The organism is Nocardia sp. CDC160 (genome assembly GCF_035818795.1).
Lineage (GTDB): Bacteria > Actinomycetota > Actinomycetes > Mycobacteriales > Mycobacteriaceae > Nocardia.
Map to the genome: position 1 here is coordinate 620587 of NZ_JAYKYT010000005.1, position 18380 is coordinate 638966.

Consider the following 18380-nt stretch of genomic DNA (forward strand, 5'->3'; position numbering starts at 1 on the left):
CGCGCGGGTGGCCGGTCCGCGCGGCCCCGATGGCCACGATCCGGCGGAGCAGGCGAGCGGGGAAGCCGGATCGTGGCGTCGTGAGGTATGTCGGCTAGGCGGGTACGACCGCGGTCCGGCGACGCCAGACCCGGTGGCGGGCGAGCACTTCGGCGAACAGCTCGACGAACTTCTCCGGCACCTGATTCCCGGCGGCCGAGGTGATGACCACCCCGTTCTCCACGGCCAGATCGGTGTCGCCGGGCACATGCCCGGCAATGCCCGCCGTGCGCAGCACCGTCAGCCCGGCCCCGAAGCCGCCGATCGGTTTGGCGTGCTTGAACGCCTCGAGCACGAAATGCACCGCGGCCCCGGCCCGAATCAGGGTGTCGGCGGCATCGGGCCCACCGGCCACGATCACCGCGTCGTAGAGCACCGACGACACCGTCGACAGGGACTTGTCCACCGTCAGCAGCTCATTGGTGTTCCCGTGCTCGGTCACCGAACCACCGTGTGGGGCAATGACTTCCGGCACCGCGCCGCGCCCGCTCAGCCAGGCGGCGACCGTGCGCACGCCGATGCCGTCGGCCCCGTCGGCGGTCAGGATCGCCACCTTGCGCGTGGCGACCGTGCCGACCGCCTTGGTCAGCTGCGACAGCGCGGGCGAGATCACCGCGTCGGAGGGGTCGGAACCATTGGCGATGGCCGGGATGCCGAGCTCGGCCGCCACCCGCACCGCCAGATCGGGATCGATACTCGCCAGCCGTTCGACCACCCGGGTCCGAATGGCCGGGCGCGTCACCTTGCCCAGTTCGAAGGCGAAGGCCGAGACGATATGGTCCGCCTCGGGCTCGGACATGCTGCGCCAGAACATGCGCGGCTGTTTGTAGTACTCGCGGAACGATTCGGCCCGCCCGCGCATCGGCATGCCGTACAGCGGTTCGGCAACGTGCCGCATGGCGCCCTCCGACGCGATCATCGGGCAGCCTCCTCCAATGGTGTTCTTGGTGTATGCGGCCTCGCCGCGCGGTATGGCGTGCTGGCCGTGGCCGTCCTGCTGATGGTTGCGCACCTCGGCGAGGGGCCGGTTGATCGGCAGCTGCGCGAAATTCGGTCCGCCCAAACGGATCAGCTGGGTGTCGAGATAGGAGAAGTTGCGCAGCTGCAGCAGCGGATCGTCGGTGAAGTCGATGCCGGGCACCAGGTTCGCGGTGTGGAAGGCCACCTGCTCGGTCTCGGCGAAGAAGTTGTCCGGATTCCGGTCGAGCACCATCGACCCGACGGCGCGCACCGGAACCTCCTCTTCGGGAACGAGTTTCGTCGCATCCAGCAGATCGAAGTCGTAGGCGAACTCGTGGTCCTCGGGAATCAGCTGCACACCCAGCTCCCACTCGGGGAACTGCCCCGCCTCGATGCTGTCCCACAGATCACGCCGATGGAAATCCGGATCGTGGCCCGCGATCTGCTGACATTCGTCCCACAGCAGCGAGTGCACGCCCAGCTTCGGCGTCCAGTGGAATTTCACGAAAGTGGCCGTCCCGGAACGATCCACGAGCCGGAAGGTGTGCACCCCGAACCCCTGCATCATCCGGAAGCTGCGCGGCAGCGCGCGATCCGACATCAGCCACATGATGGCGTGCAAGGTCTCGGGCTGCTCACCCACGAAATCCCACAGCGTGTCGTGTGCGGAGGCGGCCTGCGGAATCTCGTTGTGCGGCTCGGGTTTCACCGCGTGCACGAAGTCGGGGAACTTGATGCCGTCCTGGATGAAGAACACCGGGAAGTTGTTGCCGACCAGGTCGTAGTTGCCCTCGGCGGTATAGAACTTGGTGGCGAAGCCGCGCACGTCGCGCACGGTGTCGGCGGAGCCGCGCGATCCGGCGACGGTCGAAAACCGCACGAACACCGGGGTTTCCACGCTCGGATCGGTCAGGAAGCGGGCGGTGGTGTACCGATCGAGCCAGTTGCCGTAGGGCCGAAAGTGCCCGTATGCCCCCGCGCCACGCGCGTGCACGACCCGCTCGGGAATCCGCTCGTGGTCGAAATGCGTGATCTTCTCGCGCGCGTGGAAATCCTCGAGCAGGGTGGGGCCGCGTTCACCCACGGTCAGCGCGTCGTCGGTGCTGTCCACCCGGACGCCCTGCTGGGTGGTCAGGTAGCCGTCGCGGCGGTCGACCCGGTACGAGTCCAGTTGCCGCTGTTTGTCGTTCGATGCGCCAGCCATGTGGGCTCCTCTCCCGGCGTTCCTGCGGTCTCCGCACCGCCATACCCAGGACCGGGACGGCTACACGCCGGGAGAGGAAAACCTCAGTCCTTCAACGCCTCTTCTCGCAATCCGGTGAGGGTTTTGGTGAGGATGCGCGAAATGTGCATTTGGGAGACCCCGAGTTGCGAGGCGATCTGCGCCTGCGTCTTGCCCTCGAAGAAGCGCAGGATCAGCACCTGGCGCTCCCGGTCGGGCAGGTTCTCCACGTGGGGACGAACGGCCATGTATTGCTCGACCAGTTCGTATTTCGGTTCGTCCGTGCCGAGCGCGTCCAGCAGCGAGAGCGGGGCATTGTCGCCGCCGTCGGGCATCGCCGCCTCCAGCGAGGAGCTCTGATATCCGTTGGCGGCCAACATGGCCTGGGTGATCTCGGCGCGGTCCACGCCTATCTCCGCGGCGATCTCACCGGCAGTGGGCATGCGGCCAAACCGCTGCGACAGCTTCTCGATGGTGCTGCCGAGTCGCAACTGGATCTCCTTGATCCGGCGCGGCACCCGCACGGCCCAGGTGGCGTCGCGGAAATAGCGACGCACCTCGCCCATGATGGTGGGTACCGCGAAGGACAGGAAGCGCGACCCGCGTTCCACGTCGAAGCGGTCGATGGAGACGACCAGTCCTAACCGGGCCACCTGAAGGAGGTCCTCGTAGGGCTCGCCGCGACCGGAGAATTTACGTGCGATGTGCTCGGCCAAGGGTAGGCAGCGGTCAATGGCTTCATCCCGCAGCCGGTCCCGGGCCGGATCGTTGGTTTCTACCGCAATCGCCAGTTTCTTCAGCAGCGGTTCAATGTCGTCATAGCTGTCACCTGTCATCGTCCTCACTCCGTAGTCGGCTCAGGTGCACGACTACGGGGTACCCACCCAGGGCGTCATTGAACGCCTCGGCGGCAGATTCGATGGAATCTGTCAATGTCTCCAGAAAACTCCGGCCGAAACTGTTACCCTCCAGCGCCCCGTCGGATACGAGTACAGATGACACCTCCACCGCCACCTGGTGGCCGTCGTAACGGAAACGACAGTCCACACTCGCGCCGGGCACCGCGGACAGGATCATGGCAGTCGCCACCTCGTCCAGCGCGACGCGCACGTCCACCACGACGTCGATGGTGAAATCCGCTGTCAGCATGATGGTTTCGGTGACGGCCCGCAGCATCGACAGCTGTTCCAGGCGGGCCGGGACACGCACATCCAGCTCCCCGAACCGGGCATTCCACGCTGATTCGGACTCGTAGATGAACCTGTCCACCTCCCTATCGTGCAACACATCGATACGGGGCTGCCCGTTGCCCTGCGATCTCACGCGCCTCGGCAGTTCGGCCATCACTCACCACCATTGATGCCGCCTACATCCCGAATCCACTTCCGACCTCCGCATACCCGCCGGTGTGTGGAAGAAACATCGGCCAAATCAATTGCGTTGTACGCGTTCGTGAACCGTCAGCAGCAGATGGTCGAATTTGGTGCGCAGCGTGGCGGCGTCCTCGGCCAGGACGGGCAATTCCGCCAGCAATTGCGCGGCCAGGGCCCGCAGCTTGGTGTTGGTCTCCTGAGAACGCCAGGTCAGCACGCGAAACGCCTGGTCGGCGCCGATGCCGTAGATCAGCATGAGCGCGCCCTTGGCCTGTTCGATCACCGCGCGAGCGGCGTAGAGCTCCGGCAGGGTCTCGTCGAGCACCTCCTGGCGGTTCTCGGCGAGGGTGTCGGTGACATCTATGTAGTACCCGGCGGTCCCGACGACCCGGTCCTGTTCGTCGGTCATGGTGTCGCCGACCACGATGACCTCGTGCACCGCACCGCCGGTGTCCACGATGCGGTGGCGACTCGAGAACGGTTCGCCGTGCTCGCGCGAGCGCTCGATGATCGAGGCCACGTGCTCGCGATCGTCCGGGTGCTTGTGCGCGAGCAACAGCTCCGTGGTGGGATGCACCGCACCGGGCCGGTGCCCGTGCATCCGCGCCACCTCGTCGGACCATTCCCACCGCTCCTCGGCGAACCAGAAGCGAAAACCGCCGACCCGCAATGATGTACCCGCGGCGAACACCTGCTCGAATACCCGAGAGTCGTCCGCCGATGCGCCCGCACCTGTAGTCACGTCGGAATTATCCGCTTTTCAACCAGATGGACGCGACCGTAACGGCGAGAATCGACCGGATCTATTGCGCCGCTGCCTTTTCCCGTTCTCGACGCCGCCGTGTCACGGTGCGGTGGGCCCGCGCCCGCGCCCCGGTCACCTCGAGCGCCCGTTCGATCTGGCGACGACCGGTGAGCAGCCGGGTCTCGATGTCCGCGTCGAACGCGTCGTCCATGGCCGCGGCCAGCGCGCAGGCATTGCGCAGGCTCAGAAAACGCGTGCGCCGCAGATCCACCACGACGGTGGGCGCGCCACCGGCGATGGCGAAGGACAGCGCCCGCTGAAACGAGTCGAGCCCGGTGATGTCCAGCTCGCCGTCCACCTGCACGACCATGCAGTCCCCGACCCCGACCCGGTGGGCGTGATCCCCGTCGGAAGCGGACCCGGGAGGTGCCCCGGCCACCGGAATCTCATCGGCGAGCCGACTGGGCACGACGGAAATGGTTGGCATGCCTAACCTCCCAAAAGCGAGGACGGCTGCGGTCTCAACCTGTTCCCAGTCTGTCACCGCGCGGGCCCGACGGCCACCCCGCCGACGGGATCAGGGGCGGTGACCGCCGCGTTGACGCCACGGGTGCACCAGCCATACCCACACGAAAAGGCAGGCCACGACGCCACCTACGACAGTAGATGCGACAACACCGGCGACGGTTTCGAAAATCAGGATCGCCACGCCGGTGAGGGCCAGACCCAGCAGTCCCAGTCCGGCCAGCGCGTAGCGGTGCGCCGCGATCACCACCTTGCCGATGCGGTGGCGGCGAAACAGCATCCGGTGCGCGGCCACGGGTGCGATCAGGCAGACGGTCGCGCCGATCGAGGCGGCGACGATGCCCAGATACAGCCATCGCATGGGCGTGGGCAGGGTGGTGAAGCGGTTCTGGAACGGCAGGGTCAGCAGGAATCCGGTCAGCAGCTGCACGCCGGTCTGCACCACGCGCAGCTCCTGAATCAGGCTGTACCAGTTGCGGTCCAACCGTTCGGTATCGGTCTCGTCGCGGCCATCGTCGAGGGTCGGGGTGGTTGTGTGCTCGGCGGCGGGCATGGTTCGCGCTCCTTTCGCGGGTTCGGCTCGCATACCCGGGTTTCAGCACCGGTATGCCGGGAACTGCGGGATTGTCACAACCGCCCACACACATGGAGTTCTCATGATCATCCTGGGCTTGATTCTGCTCATTTGCGGCATCATCTTCGGCATCTCGATTCTGACCACCATCGGCATCATCCTGCTGATCGTCGGCGCGGTGCTGTGGATCCTCGGTGCCGCCGGACGTCCGATCGGAGGCCGCACGCACTATTACTGATCCGCCTCTCCCAGAAAGGAATTCACATGTTTCGACGTGTGGCATATCCACTCCTGGCAAGCGCGTTCATCGCCGACGGCGTGGAAACCCTGAGCAATCCGGAAACCCGCGTCAAGTCCACGGCCACCCTGGTGCAGCGCGGCCAGCGCGTGCTACCGGATCAGGTGGCCGCCAAGGTGCCCACCGACCCCGAGGTCGTGGTGCGCGCCACCGCGGCCATCCGGATCGGCGGCGGCGTGCTGCTCATGCTGGGCAAGGCGCCGCGGCTGGCGTCGATCGTGTTGGCCGCCACCACGGTTCCGGTCGCGCTCACCGAACACGATTTCTGGAACGAGCCCGACCGGGAACGGCGCGGCGCGTTGCGGACCGCGTTCCTGCGCGACGCGAGCCTGCTCGGCGGGCTGCTCATCGCCGCCTCCGACACCCGCGGCAAGCCCTCGCTGGGCTGGCGCGCGCGGCGCGCCGCCCGCCGGGTGAGCGACCACGGCAAGAGCCCGGTCGCGCAGCTCGCGGAGGGCGTCGCCGAACACGCGCCCGCGGTGTGGGAGACCGTCCGCGATCGTGGTGAACAGCTGGCCGAGACCGCACGCGAACAGGGCGGACATCTGGCCGAGGTGGCACGCGACAAGGGCGGGCAGGTGGCCGAGGTCGCCCGTGACCGAGGCGAACAGTTCGCCGAGGTCGCACGTGACAAGGGCGGGCAACTCGCCGACGTCGCGCGTGACAAGGGCGGACAGCTCGCCGAGACCGCCCGCGAGAAAGGCGGCCAGCTGGCCGAATTGGCCGAGGCCGCACGGCATCGGGGCGAGCACGCGGTCGATCTCGCCCGCGATCGGGGCGAGCACTGGGCCGATCGGACCCAGGACAACCGCGCGGCGCTGGCCGACCTGACCCGCGAGAAGGCCTACGCGACCCGGCGCAAGGCCAGGGCGGCACGCAAGCGCGGAGAGCGGGTTGCCGACGCCACGCGGGATATCGCCGCGCGGGTGCGGCCGGACTGAGTCTCGGCCGCACCCGCGTGCGCGGTGCCCGCTACCCGAAACACCGGGTCACTCCTGTGAAATCGCTTCCACGACTTCACCGGAGGCCCGGTGTTCCAGTGCGCGGGCGATGTCGGCCTGCGCGATGATGCCCACCAGCTCGTTGTGATCGATCACCGGCAGCCGCCGGACCTGATGGTCGGCCATCAACCGCAGCACCCGCTCCACATCGTCGTCGGCCTGGGCCACCACCGGGACGCCGTCGGCCAGATCGCCGGCGTCGATCCCGATCGGATCCTTGCGCTGCGCGACCACTTTCACCACGATGTCGCGGTCGGTCAGCATGCCTTTGAGCTTGTTGTCCTCCCCGCAGATCGGCAGTGCGCCGACATCGAGTTCGGCCATCTTCCGCGCCGCCGTCAGTACCGTGTCACTGGATCTGACGCATTGGCAGTCCGGGGTCATCACCTCGCGCGCTGTTGTCCCGCCGGTGATTCCGGTTGCTCGTGTGATCCCCGTATCGCTGATGCTCTCTGTCCCACCCGTGTCCTCGGGGTGTCCTGCGACGGTCATGGCGTCTCCTTTGTCTCGTTTTCCGCTTCAGATACGAACCAGGCCGGGTGGAAGTCCCACCCGGCCCGGCGATTTCGTATCGCTCACTAACTCTGGCGCCCACCGTGGCTGTGGTGCCCGCCCTCGGCCTTGGCCTCGGTCGGTTGTGCCTGGGCGCCCTTGCGGCCCGCCTCGCGCGGATCGGCGCCGTGCTCGGAGCCGAAGCTGCCGCTGCTGGCCTTGCCGCCCTTGCTGGCCTGTTCCTGGGTATCCGGGCGATTGCCGAACTGGCCCGGGTTCTTGGGATCGGGCATGGCGAAACCTCCTTCAAGGTCTTGGATTTCGGCTGCGGGAGGCGATCTGCGTGCCACCCACATCCCAGCCCTACCCGACCTCCCCCGGGCTATTCAGCCATCGGCCGACGAATTCGTTTCCGCGGGCCTGTGGTCCGGGACCGGACCCGGGCCGAACATGACGGTGTCCCACCAGTCCTGCAGCGGGCTCGGTTCGGGCCACACCGCCACCACCCGGCCCTCGACCGGGTGATGCTGGGAGCGCCGTCGCGTGGCGCGGGGTCGCACGGTATTTCTCATATGTAATCAATGCCCTTGTCTCACAGTATCGTTCGATCGCCCGCGCCGGTGGGTGCGGTGCCATTCGATCGCGAAGACCGCCGCACCGGCCGAACACAGGGCGACACAGGCGATTCCGGCCACCACCGCCCATCCGACGAATCCGTAGCCGCCTGCCACCAAGCCCAGTGCCAATGCCACGACGCCGAGCAGCCACAGCACGACGCCGATCATGTTGACCCCGTCCTCGATGCCCTCTCCGGCATGCGTGCGCGGTTTCTTGCGGTCCGAAGTCATGAGTGCCCTCCTCGTGGGTAAGCGGGTAAGGATCCGCGAAGTCCAGGTCAGGAGGTGAGGAAAGATGATGTCGCCCATGATGACCCAGCTGATCGACATGCTGCGGGATTGGTGGAACATGATGTTCCCGAACATGCCGATGTAGTGCCGAAGCACTGACGGAGGGGCCGGTGACGTCATTGGCAACCGGCCCCGTTCAGCCGTCAGGCGTCGCCACTCTGGCGACGCCAGTCGCGGATGGCGTCGCGAATGCGGTCGAAGGCCGCGAGCGGGGGACCCGCCAGCAGATTCGCGGTCGCGGACTCCCCGACCCCCGGATGGGGGCGGGTCGGCGCGAGCGCTTCCGCGAAGCGGACCACACCGGCCAGGCGCATCCGTTCCTCCGGTGACGCCTGCGTGATCAACTGGCCGAATTCCTCCTTCTCCTCCAATTCCGCGTGCTCGACCACCTTCTCGGCGAACTCACGGAACTTGGTGTCGAATTCGGCATGGCCGACGCCCATTTCGGCGAGCTGGGCCAGCACGTGCTTGGCTTCCTCCTCCTCGTGCAGTCGACTCTCGACGATCTCGTCGGCGACCGAGTGACGGCGGGCCGCGGGATGCACGACCTCCTCCTCGGCGCTCTCGTGGACCGCGAGCAGTCGCACCAGCTCGTCGAAGAAGCGCTGCTTCTCCGAGCCGGTGGAGGTGCGCACCAATTCCAGCGTGTTCTTGATCTGACCGTGCTGTGCGAGCAGCAGGTCGACCACGTCGGTGCTGTTCTGGGCAGGCATGACCGTGCCCTTACCGACGTTGCTGGGCGCGCTGCCGCTGTTCCTCGGCCTCGGCCACGGCGCGGTCCTTCTCGGCCTGGGCTTCCTTCTTGGCCGCATCGCGCTGGGCCTCCGCCTTCTGCTGCTGGGTGCGGCCCTCGTCGCGCAGGTCGTCGTTGCCGAGGACCGCGCCCGCGGCTTCCTTGGCCTTGCCCTTGACTCCCTCGACGATGCCTTCCGCACCTTCTCGGACGCCGCTCTTCTCGTGTTCGGACATGGGAACTACCTCCCGTATCGAATTGCAGGACATCCCGGACCTACCCGCGAGTTCGCACCCGAAACAGTCATCACCGACGAAACAGCCACCACCGCAGACGGTTTCGTCACACTGTTTGTTCAGCTCCGGACCGGGCATTGCAACGCGGAAGGAACCGTCCCCCGAGGAGGAACCCATGACGCGCCGATCCCGCCTGCTCATCGCGCTCGCGGCCGTGTGCACCACGGTCGCGCTCGGGGCCTGTGACCAGGCCAAGGAAGTCGTCAACAAGGGCGGCAACACGCCCTGCAGCGAATTCACCAAGCAGGACGACAACACCCAGCACATCACCGTGCGCAAATATCTGGAGCAGGACACCAAGGTGACCCCGACGCCCAACGCCGATCAGGTCGACGCGTCCATCGCCGCCATCACCCTGATGTGCCAGGCCCAGGCGAATCCGGACACTCCGATTCGCGACGCCGACCTCACCGGGATTCTCGTCCCGAAGAAGTGAGGGGCGGCTGGGTCAAGCGTCTGCTCATCATTGAGAAGGACGTCGCCGTTGACGTTGCCTCACCCGGCCGCCACTCCGGTAACGGGGTGCCGCGGCCCCTCGCGGCCGCTCATACCTCGCGGGTCGGAATGAATTCCTGCGCTTTGGTTTTCGTGCCCTGCGCCATGAGGTGCCAACCGCCGGGATCGCCGTGCAGGATCGCCTCGGCGGTCGCCTTCATCTGCTCCCAGGTGGCGTGCGGCGGAATCGGCGGCACCTCCGGATCGGTGTGAATGTCCAGCAGCACCGGACGATCCGCGGACAGGGCGGCCCGCCACGCCGGTGCGATCGCCTCCGGATCCTCGACGACCGTGGCCGCCAGCCCGGCGGCGCGCGCCACCTCGGCGTAGGAGATCTCCGGAAGCGTCTGGGAGGCCTCGAATTTCGGGGCGCCGCCCATGGCGCGCATTTCCCAGGTGACCTGGTTGAGATCGTTGTTGTGGAAGACGCAGATGATCAGGCGCGGGTCCGACCAGCGGTCGCGGTAGCGGGCGATGGTCAACAGTTCGGCCAGGCCGTTCATCTGCATGGCCCCGTCGCCGACCAGCGCGATGGCCGGGCGGTCCGGATGGGCGAACTTCGCGCCGATGGCATAGGGGACACCGGGGCCCATGGTGGCCAGGGTGCCCGACAGCGAGCCGCGCATCTGCCCGTGGAAACGCAGGCAGCGCGCGTACCAGTTGGTGGAGGAACCGGAGTCGGCGGTGATCATGGCGTCCTCGGGGACGCACTGCGACAGCTCCCACACCACGCGCATGGGGTTGACCGGCTTGGCCTCGAGCATGGACTGGCGTTCTATGACCTGCCACCAGCGCGCCACATTGTTCTGGATGTCCATGGCCCAGGTGCGGTCCTGTTTGGGTCGCAGCAGCGGAATGAGTTCCGCCAGTGTGGCTTTGGCGTCGCCGACCAGATTCACCTCGGTCGGGTAGCGCATGCCGATCATGGTGCCGTCGATATCGATCTGGACCGCGCGGGCCTGCCCGAAGGACGGCATGAACTGCGCGTAGGGGAAATTCGAGCCGACAATGAGCAGGGTGTCGCAGTCGCGCATCATCTCGTAGCTGGGGCGGGTGCCCAGCAGGCCGACCGCGCCGGTCACGTACGGCAGCTCGTCGGAGAGCACGTCCTTGCCCAGCAACGCCTTCGCCACGCCCGCGCCGGTCAGGTCGACCACCCGGGTGACCTCCTCGGCGGCCCCGCGCGCGCCCTGACCGACCAGGATGGCGACCCGAGCGCCGTCGTTCAGCACCCCGGCGGCCCGTTCGATCTCGGTGCGCGGGGGTATCACGGTCGGCGCGTTCGGCGGGCCCGGCGGGCTGGAGGGCACCTGCTTGAAATCGTGTGCGGGCTTCTCGTAGCGCTCCTCCTGCAGATCGGAGGGAATGATCACCGCGGTCGGGGCGCGCCGCGCGAGCGCGGTGCGGAAGGCCCGGTCCAGGGCATTGGGCAGCTGGCTGGACACGTTCACCTCGACCAGATAGTCCGAGGCCACGTCCTTGTAGAGGCTCTGCAGATCCACTTCCTGCTGGTAGCTGCCGCCCATGGCGCTGCGCGCGGTCTGCCCGACAATGGCGACCACGGGGACGTGGTCGAGTTTGGCGTCGTAGAGGCCGTTGAGCAGGTGGATCGCGCCGGGACCGGAGGTGGCGGTGCACACTCCCACCCGGCCGCTGAACTTCGCGTATCCGACGGCCTGGAACGCCGCCATCTCCTCGTGCCGGGCTTGAATGAAGGCGGGCTGGTCATCGGCGCGGCCGAAGGCGGCCAACAGGCCGTTGATGCCGTCACCGGGATAGCCGAACACCTGGTCGACGCCCCATTCCCGCAGTCTCTGCACGACATGATCACCGACTTGTCGCGTCATGGTCTCTCCTGTTCGTGTCCGGTTCTCGACAGCGGTCGGTTACCCGCGCACCTCGCCTCGAATCAGCCGCGTAGATCGTGCGCGAGGGGGTACCCGCGCGACAGCGGGGGCGCGAATGTCCGCACGCACCAACCCGAATGGAGGCCTCGATGCGCACATCGCTGCTGCTCGACACCGTCCGCGCCGAACTCGCCGAGCGGGTGGCCGGGGAAGTGCGCTTCGATCCCGGGACGCGGGCGGCGTACTCGACCGACGCGTCGAACTATCGGGGCGCTGCCGCTGGGGGTGGTGGTGCCGCGCACGCCCGCGGATGCGGCGATGGCGATCGACGTGTGCCGGGAGCACGATATGCCGGTGCTCTCGCGCGGCGGGGGCACCAGCCTGGCTGGCCAATGCTGCAATGCGGCCGTCGTTCTGGATTGGAGCAAGTACTGCCATCGGGTGGTGTCGATCGATCCGGAGGCGCGGACGGCGGTGGTGGAGCCGGGGATCAGCCTGGATCGGTTGAACGCGGTGCTGAAACCGCACGGGCTGATGGTCGGGCCGAAACCCTCGACCCACGTGAGCTGCACGATCGGTGGCATGATCGGCAACAACTCGTGCGGCTCGACGGCGCAGGCATACGGCAAGATGGCCGATTCGGTGCGCCGCCTCGAGATTCACACCTACGGCGGGGAGCGCATGTGGGTGGGGCCCGGGATGGCAGGGCTGACCTCGTCGCTGCACGACGGGCTGACCGACATCGTGACGCGGTATGCCGCCGACATCCGCAAGAGCTATCCCGATATTCCGCGCCGGGTGTCGGGCTACAACCTGGATTGGCTACTGCCCGAACGCGATCCCAATGCGGCGAAATTCCTGGTCGGCAGCGAGAGCACGCTGGTGACGGTGTTGCGGGCCGAACTCGAGCTGGTGCCGGTCCCGGCGGCGAAAGCGCTGGTGGTGCTGGGATTTCCGGATATCTACACCGCGGCGGACGCGGTGCCCGCCGTGCTCACGCACGGCCCGGCCGCACTCGAGGGTCTGGATCACCGACTGGTTCAACTCGAACATCTGCGGCATCTGGCGGATAGGGCGATCAAACAGCTGCCCGAGGGAAAGGCCTGGCTCATGGCGCAATTCGACGGCGAGTCCGCCTCGGACGCCGACGAGCGCGCCCACGCCATGATCGCCGATCTCACCGCGCGCCAGGACGTGACCGCCACGCTGCTCGACAATCCCGAGCGCGAGGCCGAACTGTGGGCGGCGCGCGAGGCCGGGCTGGGCGCGACCGCGTACCCGCCCGACGGGCCGGAAACCCATGAGGGCTGGGAGGACGCGGGTGTGCCGCCCGATCGGCTGGGTGACTATCTGCGGGACTTCGAACGGCTGCTGGACCTGTACGGCTACGAATCCAGTTCGCTCTACGGGCATTTCGGCCAGGGTTGTGTGCACACCCGGATTCCGTTCGATCTGCGCACCGCCGAGGGCATTGCGCACTATCGCGAATTCGCCAAGGACAGTGCGCATCTCGTCGTCGCGTACGGCGGATCGCTGTCCGGTGAGCACGGGGACGGGCAGTCCCGCGCGGAATTGCTGCCCATTATGTTCGGCGATCGGGTGGTCGAGGCGTTCGGCGAGGTGAAGCGGCTGTTCGACCCGAACAATCGGATGAATCCCGGCAAGATCGTCGATCCCCATCCCCTGGACCGTGATCTGCGACAGGGCGTTTCGTATCGGCCGTGGGAGCCGCGGACGCATTTCGCCTATCCCGACGACGGCCACCACTTCAGTCACGCCGCCAATCGCTGTGTCGGCGTGGGCAAATGCCGGGGCGATCACGGCGGGGTCATGTGCCCGAGCTACCGGGCCACCCGCGAGGAGGAGCATTCCACGCGGGGGCGGGCCCGGCTGCTGTTCGAGATGCTGCAGGGTGAGGTGATCACCGACGGCTGGCGTTCCACCGAGGTGCGCGACGCGCTGGATCTGTGCCTGTCCTGCAAGGGATGTCGCAGCGACTGTCCCGTCGATGTGGATATGGCCACCTACAAGGCCGAGTTCCTGTCCCATCACTATCACTGGCGGTTGCGGCCCATGGCGCACTACTCGATGGGCTGGATTCCGCTGTGGGCGCGACTGGCCACGAGTGCCGCGCCGCTGGCCAATGCCGTCACCCAGGCGCGGGGGCTGCGGCGGGTGATCGCGCGGCTGGGCGGGATCGATCCGCGTCGCGAACTGCCGAAGTTCGCCTCCCGCCGGTTCACCCGCACCTTCGTCCCGCCCGCCGACACCGAGCCCGGGCCGCTCGGGCGAGTGCTGCTGTGGCCGGACACCTTCACCAACAACTTCGACCCGCAGATCGCCGATGCCGCCGTCACGGTATTGACCGCCGCGGGATTCACAGTCGACATCCCGCGGCGCGCGGTCTGCTGCGGGCTGACCTGGATCTCCACCGGGCAGCTCCCGACCGCCAAACGGGTGCTGGCGCGCACCCTGCGGACGCTGGAACCGGCGCTGCGCGAAGGCATTCCGATCGTCGTGCTGGAGCCCAGCTGCGCGGCGGTGTTCCGGTCGGATGTGCCCGAGCTGCTCGACGGCGACGAGGACGCGCGGCGGCTGGCCGGTCAGACCCGCACGCTGGCCGAGCTGTTGGCCGAGCGCGCGCCGCAGTGGAGTCCGCCGCAGGTGCTGGGATCGGTTGTGGTCCAGCCGCATTGCCATCAGCACGCGATCCTGGGTTCCGAGCCCGACCGAGACCTGCTGTGCTCCACCGGGGCCGAGGTCGACCTGCTCGACGCCGGATGCTGCGGGCTGGCGGGCAACTTCGGCTTCGAACGCGGGCACTACGATGTGTCCATAGCATGTGCGCAGGACCAATTGATACCGGCCCTGCGCGAGGCGTCCCCCGACACGGCGATTCTCGCGGATGGGTTCAGCTGCCGCACCCAGATCCGTCACCTGCTTCCCGAGGTCCGGCCGCGGCATACGGCCGAACTACTGGCGCAAGCCCTGCAAGGCGGTATCCCATGAAGACCCCCGATATCGACGGCATCACCGTCGAGGTCTACCGATTCCCGACCCCCCAACCCGAGGCCGACGGCACCCTGACCTGGGATGCCACCACCGCGGTCGTGGTGACCGTGGCGGCCGAATACGAACGCGGACTGGGCTGGACCTACAGCTCACCGGCCGCGGCGACGGTCATCGAGCGGCATCTGGCCCCGCTGCTGCTGGGCTCCTCACCCGACGACATACCCGATACCTGGGACCGAATGCACAAGGCGTGCCGCAATATCGGCACCTCGGGGGTGGTCGCGCACGCCATCAGCGCGGTCGATATCGCGCTGTGGGATCTCAAGGCGCGGCTGCTGGAACTGCCGCTGCCCACGCTGTTCGGCAAGGTCCGGGAGGCGACGGCGGTGTACGGGTCCGGCGGCTTCGTCAATCTGTCCGACGACCAGCTGGCCGAACAGGTGCTGGCCTGGGAGTCGGCGGGCTGCACCGCGGTGAAGATCAAGATCGGCATCGATCGGCGGCGGGATCTGGAGCGAATCGCGCTGGTGGACAAGCTGACCGGCAACGACACCCAGATCATGGTCGACGCGAACGGCGCGTACAGTCCGGGCGAGGCCCGGCGGATGGGACACGAGCTGGACCGGCTCGGCGTGACCTGGTTCGAGGAGCCGGTCACCAGTGACGATCCGGCCGGGCTGCGAATGGTGCGCGACGCGCTGCGCTGCGATGTCACGGCGGGCGAATACATCTGTACGGCAGCCGAAGCCGTGCATCTCATCGACGCCGTGGACTGCCTGCAGCTCGATGTCACCCGCTGCGGCGGGTACACCGGATTCCGCTACGCGGCCTCGCTGGCGGCCTATCACCATCGCGATATCTCCGCGCACTGCGCGCCCGCGCTGACGGCGAGCATCGCGGCGTCCATGCCCCGGCTGCGGCACGTCGAATGGTTCATCGACCACGCCCGCCTCGAGCCCCTGCTGGTCGAGGGCGCGCCGCAGGTGCAGGACGGGCGAATTCCGCCGCGCGGCAATAGCGATGCCGACCCGTTCGGGCACGGGATGCGCCTGGCCGCCACCGCGGCGGACTACCGGATCTCAGTGCTTCCGCCCGATTGAGGTCAGCGCGCGGGTGAGCCAGGCCTGCGGGCTGTGCGCGTGGGCGCGATCGTCGAATTCGCCGTGCGCGCCGTAGTCGGGGCCCTCGAGGCCGTCGAGCGGGGACCAGAGGTTGCCGGTGCCGCGCTTGCTTTCGCCGTCGGTCTGCTGGGAGTCGTAGCCGGTGCGCGCCAGGTAGCGGTCCAGCAGGCGGGGGGCGAGGCGCTGCGCCACGATCGTGCCGACCGTGCTCGCGCCGACCCAATACTGTTTGTGCCGTGGATGATCCGCGGCGAACACGATGGCGTCGGCCAGCACCTCGGGCTGGTAGATGGGCGGGACGGGCTGCGGTTTGCGCGGCAGCCGGGACAGCACCCACGAGAACTGTGGAGTGTTGACCGCTGGCGCCTGCACGACGGTGATGTGGACATTGCTGTGGTCGTGCAGCAATTCCACGCGGACCGCCTCGACCACGCCGTTGACCGCGTGCTTGGCACCGCAGTAGGCCGATTGCAGCGGAATCGACCGATCCCCCAGCGCCGAACCCACCTGCACGATCGCGCCGCGGTCGCGGGCGCGCATGCGCAGCAGCGCGGCCCGAATGCCGTGCACCGAACCCAGATAGGTGACATCGGTGACGCGGCGGAACTCCTCGGGATGGATCTGATCGAAGGGCGCGAACACCGAGGTGAAGGCGGAGTTCACCCACACGTCGATGGGTCCGAGCTCGTTCTCGGCGCGGGTGGCGGCGGCATCGACCGCCTCGTAATCGGCGACGTCCGTGGGTATTTCGAGGGCGCGGCCACCGGCGGCGCGGACGTCCTCGGCGGCCGCGGCCAGGCCGGTGCGGCCGCGCGCCAGCAGGGCGATGCGGTCGCCGCGAGCGGCGAAACGGCGGGCGGCGGCGCGGCCGATGCCCGCGCTCGCTCCGGTGATCACCACGGTTTTCGGTTCGTCGGTCACGATTGATCCTTTCCTACGGGTGATTCGAAGTCCGGGTCCGCCCACTGGCCCGGCCGCGCCGCCCGATTCGACGCCTCGAACAGCAGTGCGTGGACGAAGGCCTGCGGCAGGTTGCCGCGCAATTGGCGCTGGGTGACATCGAATTCCTCGGCGAACAGGCCGGGGGTGCCGCACGCGGCGCGATTGCGTTCGAAGTAGCGGGCCGCGGTGACGGGCAGCCCGAGTTCGTCGGCGGCCATGGCCATGGCGAAGCCGCACAGCAGGAACGCACCCTCGGACTGTTCCAAAGGTCGCGAGTCGCGGCGGTATCGATAAACGTAGTAGTCGGTGGATAATTCACGGTGCACGGCGTCGAAGGTGGCGCGATTGCGGGGGTCCTCGATCGCCAGTGCGCCGCGCACCAGGGGCAGCAGCAGGGCGGCGTCGACCTCGGGATGCACGGGTGAGCGCTGCCAGCGTCCGGTGGGGTGCATGCCTACCTCGGCCGCCGCGGCGACCAGACGATCGGCCAATGCGGTGCAGAACGCGATATCAGCGCCGCTGGCCTTGGCCGCCGCCACCGCGCGCAGCCCCGCCGCGCACGCCAGCTTCGAATGTATCCAGTGTTCATCGTCCAGCTCCCATATCCCGGCGTCGGGCTGATCATGTTGTGCGGCAATCGCTTCCACCGCTATGCCGACGGCGCGGCGGTGGTCTTCGGTGAGACGGTCGTGGCGGGCCGCGGCGGCGAAGAGCAGCAGGGCCTCGCCGAAGACATCGAGTTGGAACTGATCGCGCACGCGATTGCCGACCAGGGCGGAGCCGCCGCCCGGATAGCCCTGCGGGGCAACGTCGCTCATGCGCGGCACCTGGCCGCCGGTCATGGTGTACGCGGGCGCGAGTTTGGGGCCGTCGGTGAGCAGCCGTTCGGCCGTGAATCGGACGGCGTCGTCGAGCAGCGGGTGCGGTCCGGCCGCGGCGACGGCCTGCCCGGCAATGCATTGGTCGCGGATCCACACGTAGCGGTAGTCGTAGTTGCCGCCCTGTTCGGCGCGTTCGGGCAGGCTGGTGGTGGCGGCCGCGACCATGCCGCCGGTGCGGCCGGTCATGCCGCGCAGGACCGCGTAGGCGTGGGCGGTATCGCGCGGGGCCGCGCTCTGGGCGAGCGCGGGCATTTCCCGCTGCCAGGTGAATTCCGTTGCGGTCCAGCATTGCTCGGCATCGGCCGGTTCCTCCGGCAGCTCGCGGTCGGACAGCTCGAGCACCAGGTCGTGGCGGTAGCCCGCGGGCACGCGTAGACGCAACCGCCAGACCGGGGACGCGCCGTCCTCGCACACGACGGCTCGCGCCGCCCCGCCCCAGCGCAGCCGGATCGCGCCGCTGCGAGCCTCCCAGATCTCGCCGGTATGGCGGATATCGGTGAGCGGTGCGGACCCGAACCGGGCCGACGGCGCGAGTTCCACCTCGACGTCGGCGTCGCCCCGCAGGGCGCGGATGCGCCGCAGCAGCACGGCCCGGTGCGGATCGCCCGGAAACGCCAGGGCCTCACGGCATTCGATGACGGCGGAGTTGGTGAGCCATCGCGAATTCCAGATCAGGCTGCCCTCGTCGTAGTGCCCGCCCCACACGTAGCGATCGACCGGTGTCACCGCGTACACGCCCGGCCCGCCCACCAGGGCGTGAAAGAGGGCGTCGCTGTCCCACCCGGGGACGCACAGCCACGAGATGTCTCCGCGCGGGCCCACCAGGGCCCCACGCTCACCGTCCGCCAGGAACGCGTACTCCCGCAGCACGTGCGGCTGGCGCAACACCGAATCCGCGACCACGATCGTCGAATAC

Annotated in this window: 20 protein-coding genes; 5 read left to right on the forward strand and 15 right to left on the reverse strand. The window is 68.0% G+C overall.

Annotated elements, in window-relative coordinates:
• Positions 1–94: 94 nt before the first annotated feature.
• The 6 genes from VMT40_RS30635 to VMT40_RS30660 all read right to left on the reverse strand — a co-directional run bounded on the left by VMT40_RS30635 (position 95) and on the right by VMT40_RS30660 (position 5417).
• The gene (locus VMT40_RS30635; RefSeq protein ID WP_326362566.1) at positions 95–2203 is read right to left on the reverse strand and encodes a catalase; all 2109 of its coding nucleotides are present in this window, start codon (positions 2201–2203) and stop codon (positions 95–97) included.
• 83 nt (positions 2204–2286) lie between these two features.
• The gene (locus VMT40_RS30640) at positions 2287–3057 is read right to left on the reverse strand and encodes an RNA polymerase sigma factor SigF (protein ID WP_326362567.1); all 771 of its coding nucleotides are present in this window, start codon (positions 3055–3057) and stop codon (positions 2287–2289) included.
• Positions 3047–3490 (reverse strand): anti-sigma factor, encoded by a 444-nt coding sequence (locus tag VMT40_RS30645; RefSeq protein WP_326362568.1) that lies wholly within the window; start codon positions 3488–3490, stop codon positions 3047–3049. The genes VMT40_RS30640 and VMT40_RS30645 overlap by 11 nt, the downstream gene beginning before the upstream one ends.
• A 162-nt stretch (positions 3491–3652) precedes the next feature.
• Positions 3653–4336 carry a PAS and ANTAR domain-containing protein gene (locus tag VMT40_RS30650; protein WP_442790079.1) on the reverse strand — a complete coding sequence of 228 codons (684 nt, stop codon included), beginning with the start codon at positions 4334–4336 and terminating at the stop codon, positions 3653–3655.
• Between the two features lie 61 nt (positions 4337–4397).
• Positions 4398–4826, reverse strand: a complete 429-nt coding sequence (locus tag VMT40_RS30655) for an STAS domain-containing protein (RefSeq protein ID WP_326362569.1) — start codon at positions 4824–4826, stop codon at positions 4398–4400.
• Between the two features lie 90 nt (positions 4827–4916).
• On the reverse strand, positions 4917–5417 hold the full coding sequence (locus VMT40_RS30660) for a DUF6328 family protein (protein ID WP_326362570.1): 501 nt from the start codon (positions 5415–5417) through the stop codon (positions 4917–4919).
• A 103-nt stretch (positions 5418–5520) separates the two neighbouring features.
• Between VMT40_RS30660 and VMT40_RS30665 the strand changes: the two genes are divergently transcribed.
• The gene (locus VMT40_RS30665) at positions 5521–5676 is read left to right on the forward strand and encodes a hypothetical protein (RefSeq protein WP_326312055.1); all 156 of its coding nucleotides are present in this window, start codon (positions 5521–5523) and stop codon (positions 5674–5676) included.
• Between the two features lie 38 nt (positions 5677–5714).
• Complete coding sequence (locus tag VMT40_RS30670) at positions 5715–6677, forward strand: DoxX family protein (protein ID WP_326362571.1); 963 nt, start codon at positions 5715–5717, stop codon at positions 6675–6677.
• Positions 6678–6725: 48 nt separating this feature from the next.
• Here VMT40_RS30670 and VMT40_RS30675 read toward each other — a convergent pair whose 3' ends face one another.
• From VMT40_RS30675 to mbp1, 6 genes are all read right to left on the reverse strand, one after another.
• Entirely contained in the window at positions 6726–7229 is a 504-nt protein-coding gene (locus VMT40_RS30675; protein ID WP_326362572.1) for a CBS domain-containing protein, read from the reverse strand.
• Positions 7230–7315: 86 nt separating this feature from the next.
• The gene (locus VMT40_RS30680) at positions 7316–7522 is read right to left on the reverse strand and encodes a hypothetical protein (RefSeq protein WP_326362574.1); all 207 of its coding nucleotides are present in this window, start codon (positions 7520–7522) and stop codon (positions 7316–7318) included.
• A 93-nt stretch (positions 7523–7615) separates the two neighbouring features.
• A complete protein-coding gene (locus VMT40_RS30685) occupies positions 7616–7801 on the reverse strand; it encodes a hypothetical protein (protein ID WP_326362575.1) in 186 nt (61 codons plus the stop codon).
• A gap of 6 nt (positions 7802–7807) precedes the next feature.
• Positions 7808–8212 carry a hypothetical protein gene (locus VMT40_RS30690; protein WP_326362576.1) on the reverse strand — a complete coding sequence of 135 codons (405 nt, stop codon included), beginning with the start codon at positions 8210–8212 and terminating at the stop codon, positions 7808–7810.
• 68 nt (positions 8213–8280) lie between these two features.
• Positions 8281–8850 (reverse strand): hemerythrin domain-containing protein, encoded by a 570-nt coding sequence (locus VMT40_RS30695; protein WP_326362578.1) that lies wholly within the window; start codon positions 8848–8850, stop codon positions 8281–8283.
• 10 nt (positions 8851–8860) lie between these two features.
• Positions 8861–9106, reverse strand: a complete 246-nt coding sequence (gene mbp1 / locus VMT40_RS30700) for a microaggregate-binding protein 1 (RefSeq protein WP_326362580.1) — start codon at positions 9104–9106, stop codon at positions 8861–8863.
• 175 nt (positions 9107–9281) lie between these two features.
• On the opposite strand from mbp1, the gene VMT40_RS30705 reads away from it, so the two are divergent.
• Complete coding sequence (locus VMT40_RS30705; protein WP_326362581.1) at positions 9282–9602, forward strand: hypothetical protein; 321 nt, start codon at positions 9282–9284, stop codon at positions 9600–9602.
• Between the two features lie 109 nt (positions 9603–9711).
• Here VMT40_RS30705 and VMT40_RS30710 read toward each other — a convergent pair whose 3' ends face one another.
• Positions 9712–11508: a thiamine pyrophosphate-requiring protein gene (locus VMT40_RS30710; protein ID WP_326362582.1), complete on the reverse strand. Its 1797-nt coding sequence runs from the start codon at positions 11506–11508 to the stop codon at positions 9712–9714.
• 318 nt (positions 11509–11826) lie between these two features.
• On the opposite strand from VMT40_RS30710, the gene VMT40_RS30715 reads away from it, so the two are divergent.
• Together VMT40_RS30715 and VMT40_RS30720 are read left to right on the forward strand one after the other, a co-directional pair.
• Complete coding sequence (locus tag VMT40_RS30715; protein ID WP_326362584.1) at positions 11827–14517, forward strand: FAD-binding and (Fe-S)-binding domain-containing protein; 2691 nt, start codon at positions 11827–11829, stop codon at positions 14515–14517.
• Complete coding sequence (locus VMT40_RS30720) at positions 14514–15620, forward strand: enolase C-terminal domain-like protein (RefSeq protein ID WP_326362586.1); 1107 nt, start codon at positions 14514–14516, stop codon at positions 15618–15620. Before VMT40_RS30715 ends, VMT40_RS30720 begins: the two co-directional genes overlap by 4 nt.
• Here VMT40_RS30720 and VMT40_RS30725 read toward each other — a convergent pair.
• Both VMT40_RS30725 and VMT40_RS30730 read right to left on the reverse strand, forming a co-directional pair.
• Positions 15600–16562 carry an SDR family oxidoreductase gene (locus tag VMT40_RS30725; protein ID WP_326362587.1) on the reverse strand — a complete coding sequence of 321 codons (963 nt, stop codon included), beginning with the start codon at positions 16560–16562 and terminating at the stop codon, positions 15600–15602. The genes VMT40_RS30720 and VMT40_RS30725 overlap by 21 nt on opposite strands.
• Positions 16559–18367, reverse strand: a complete 1809-nt coding sequence (locus tag VMT40_RS30730) for a glycoside hydrolase family 15 protein (protein WP_326362589.1) — start codon at positions 18365–18367, stop codon at positions 16559–16561. The genes VMT40_RS30725 and VMT40_RS30730 overlap by 4 nt, the downstream gene beginning before the upstream one ends.
• Positions 18368–18380: the final 13 nt, after the last annotated feature.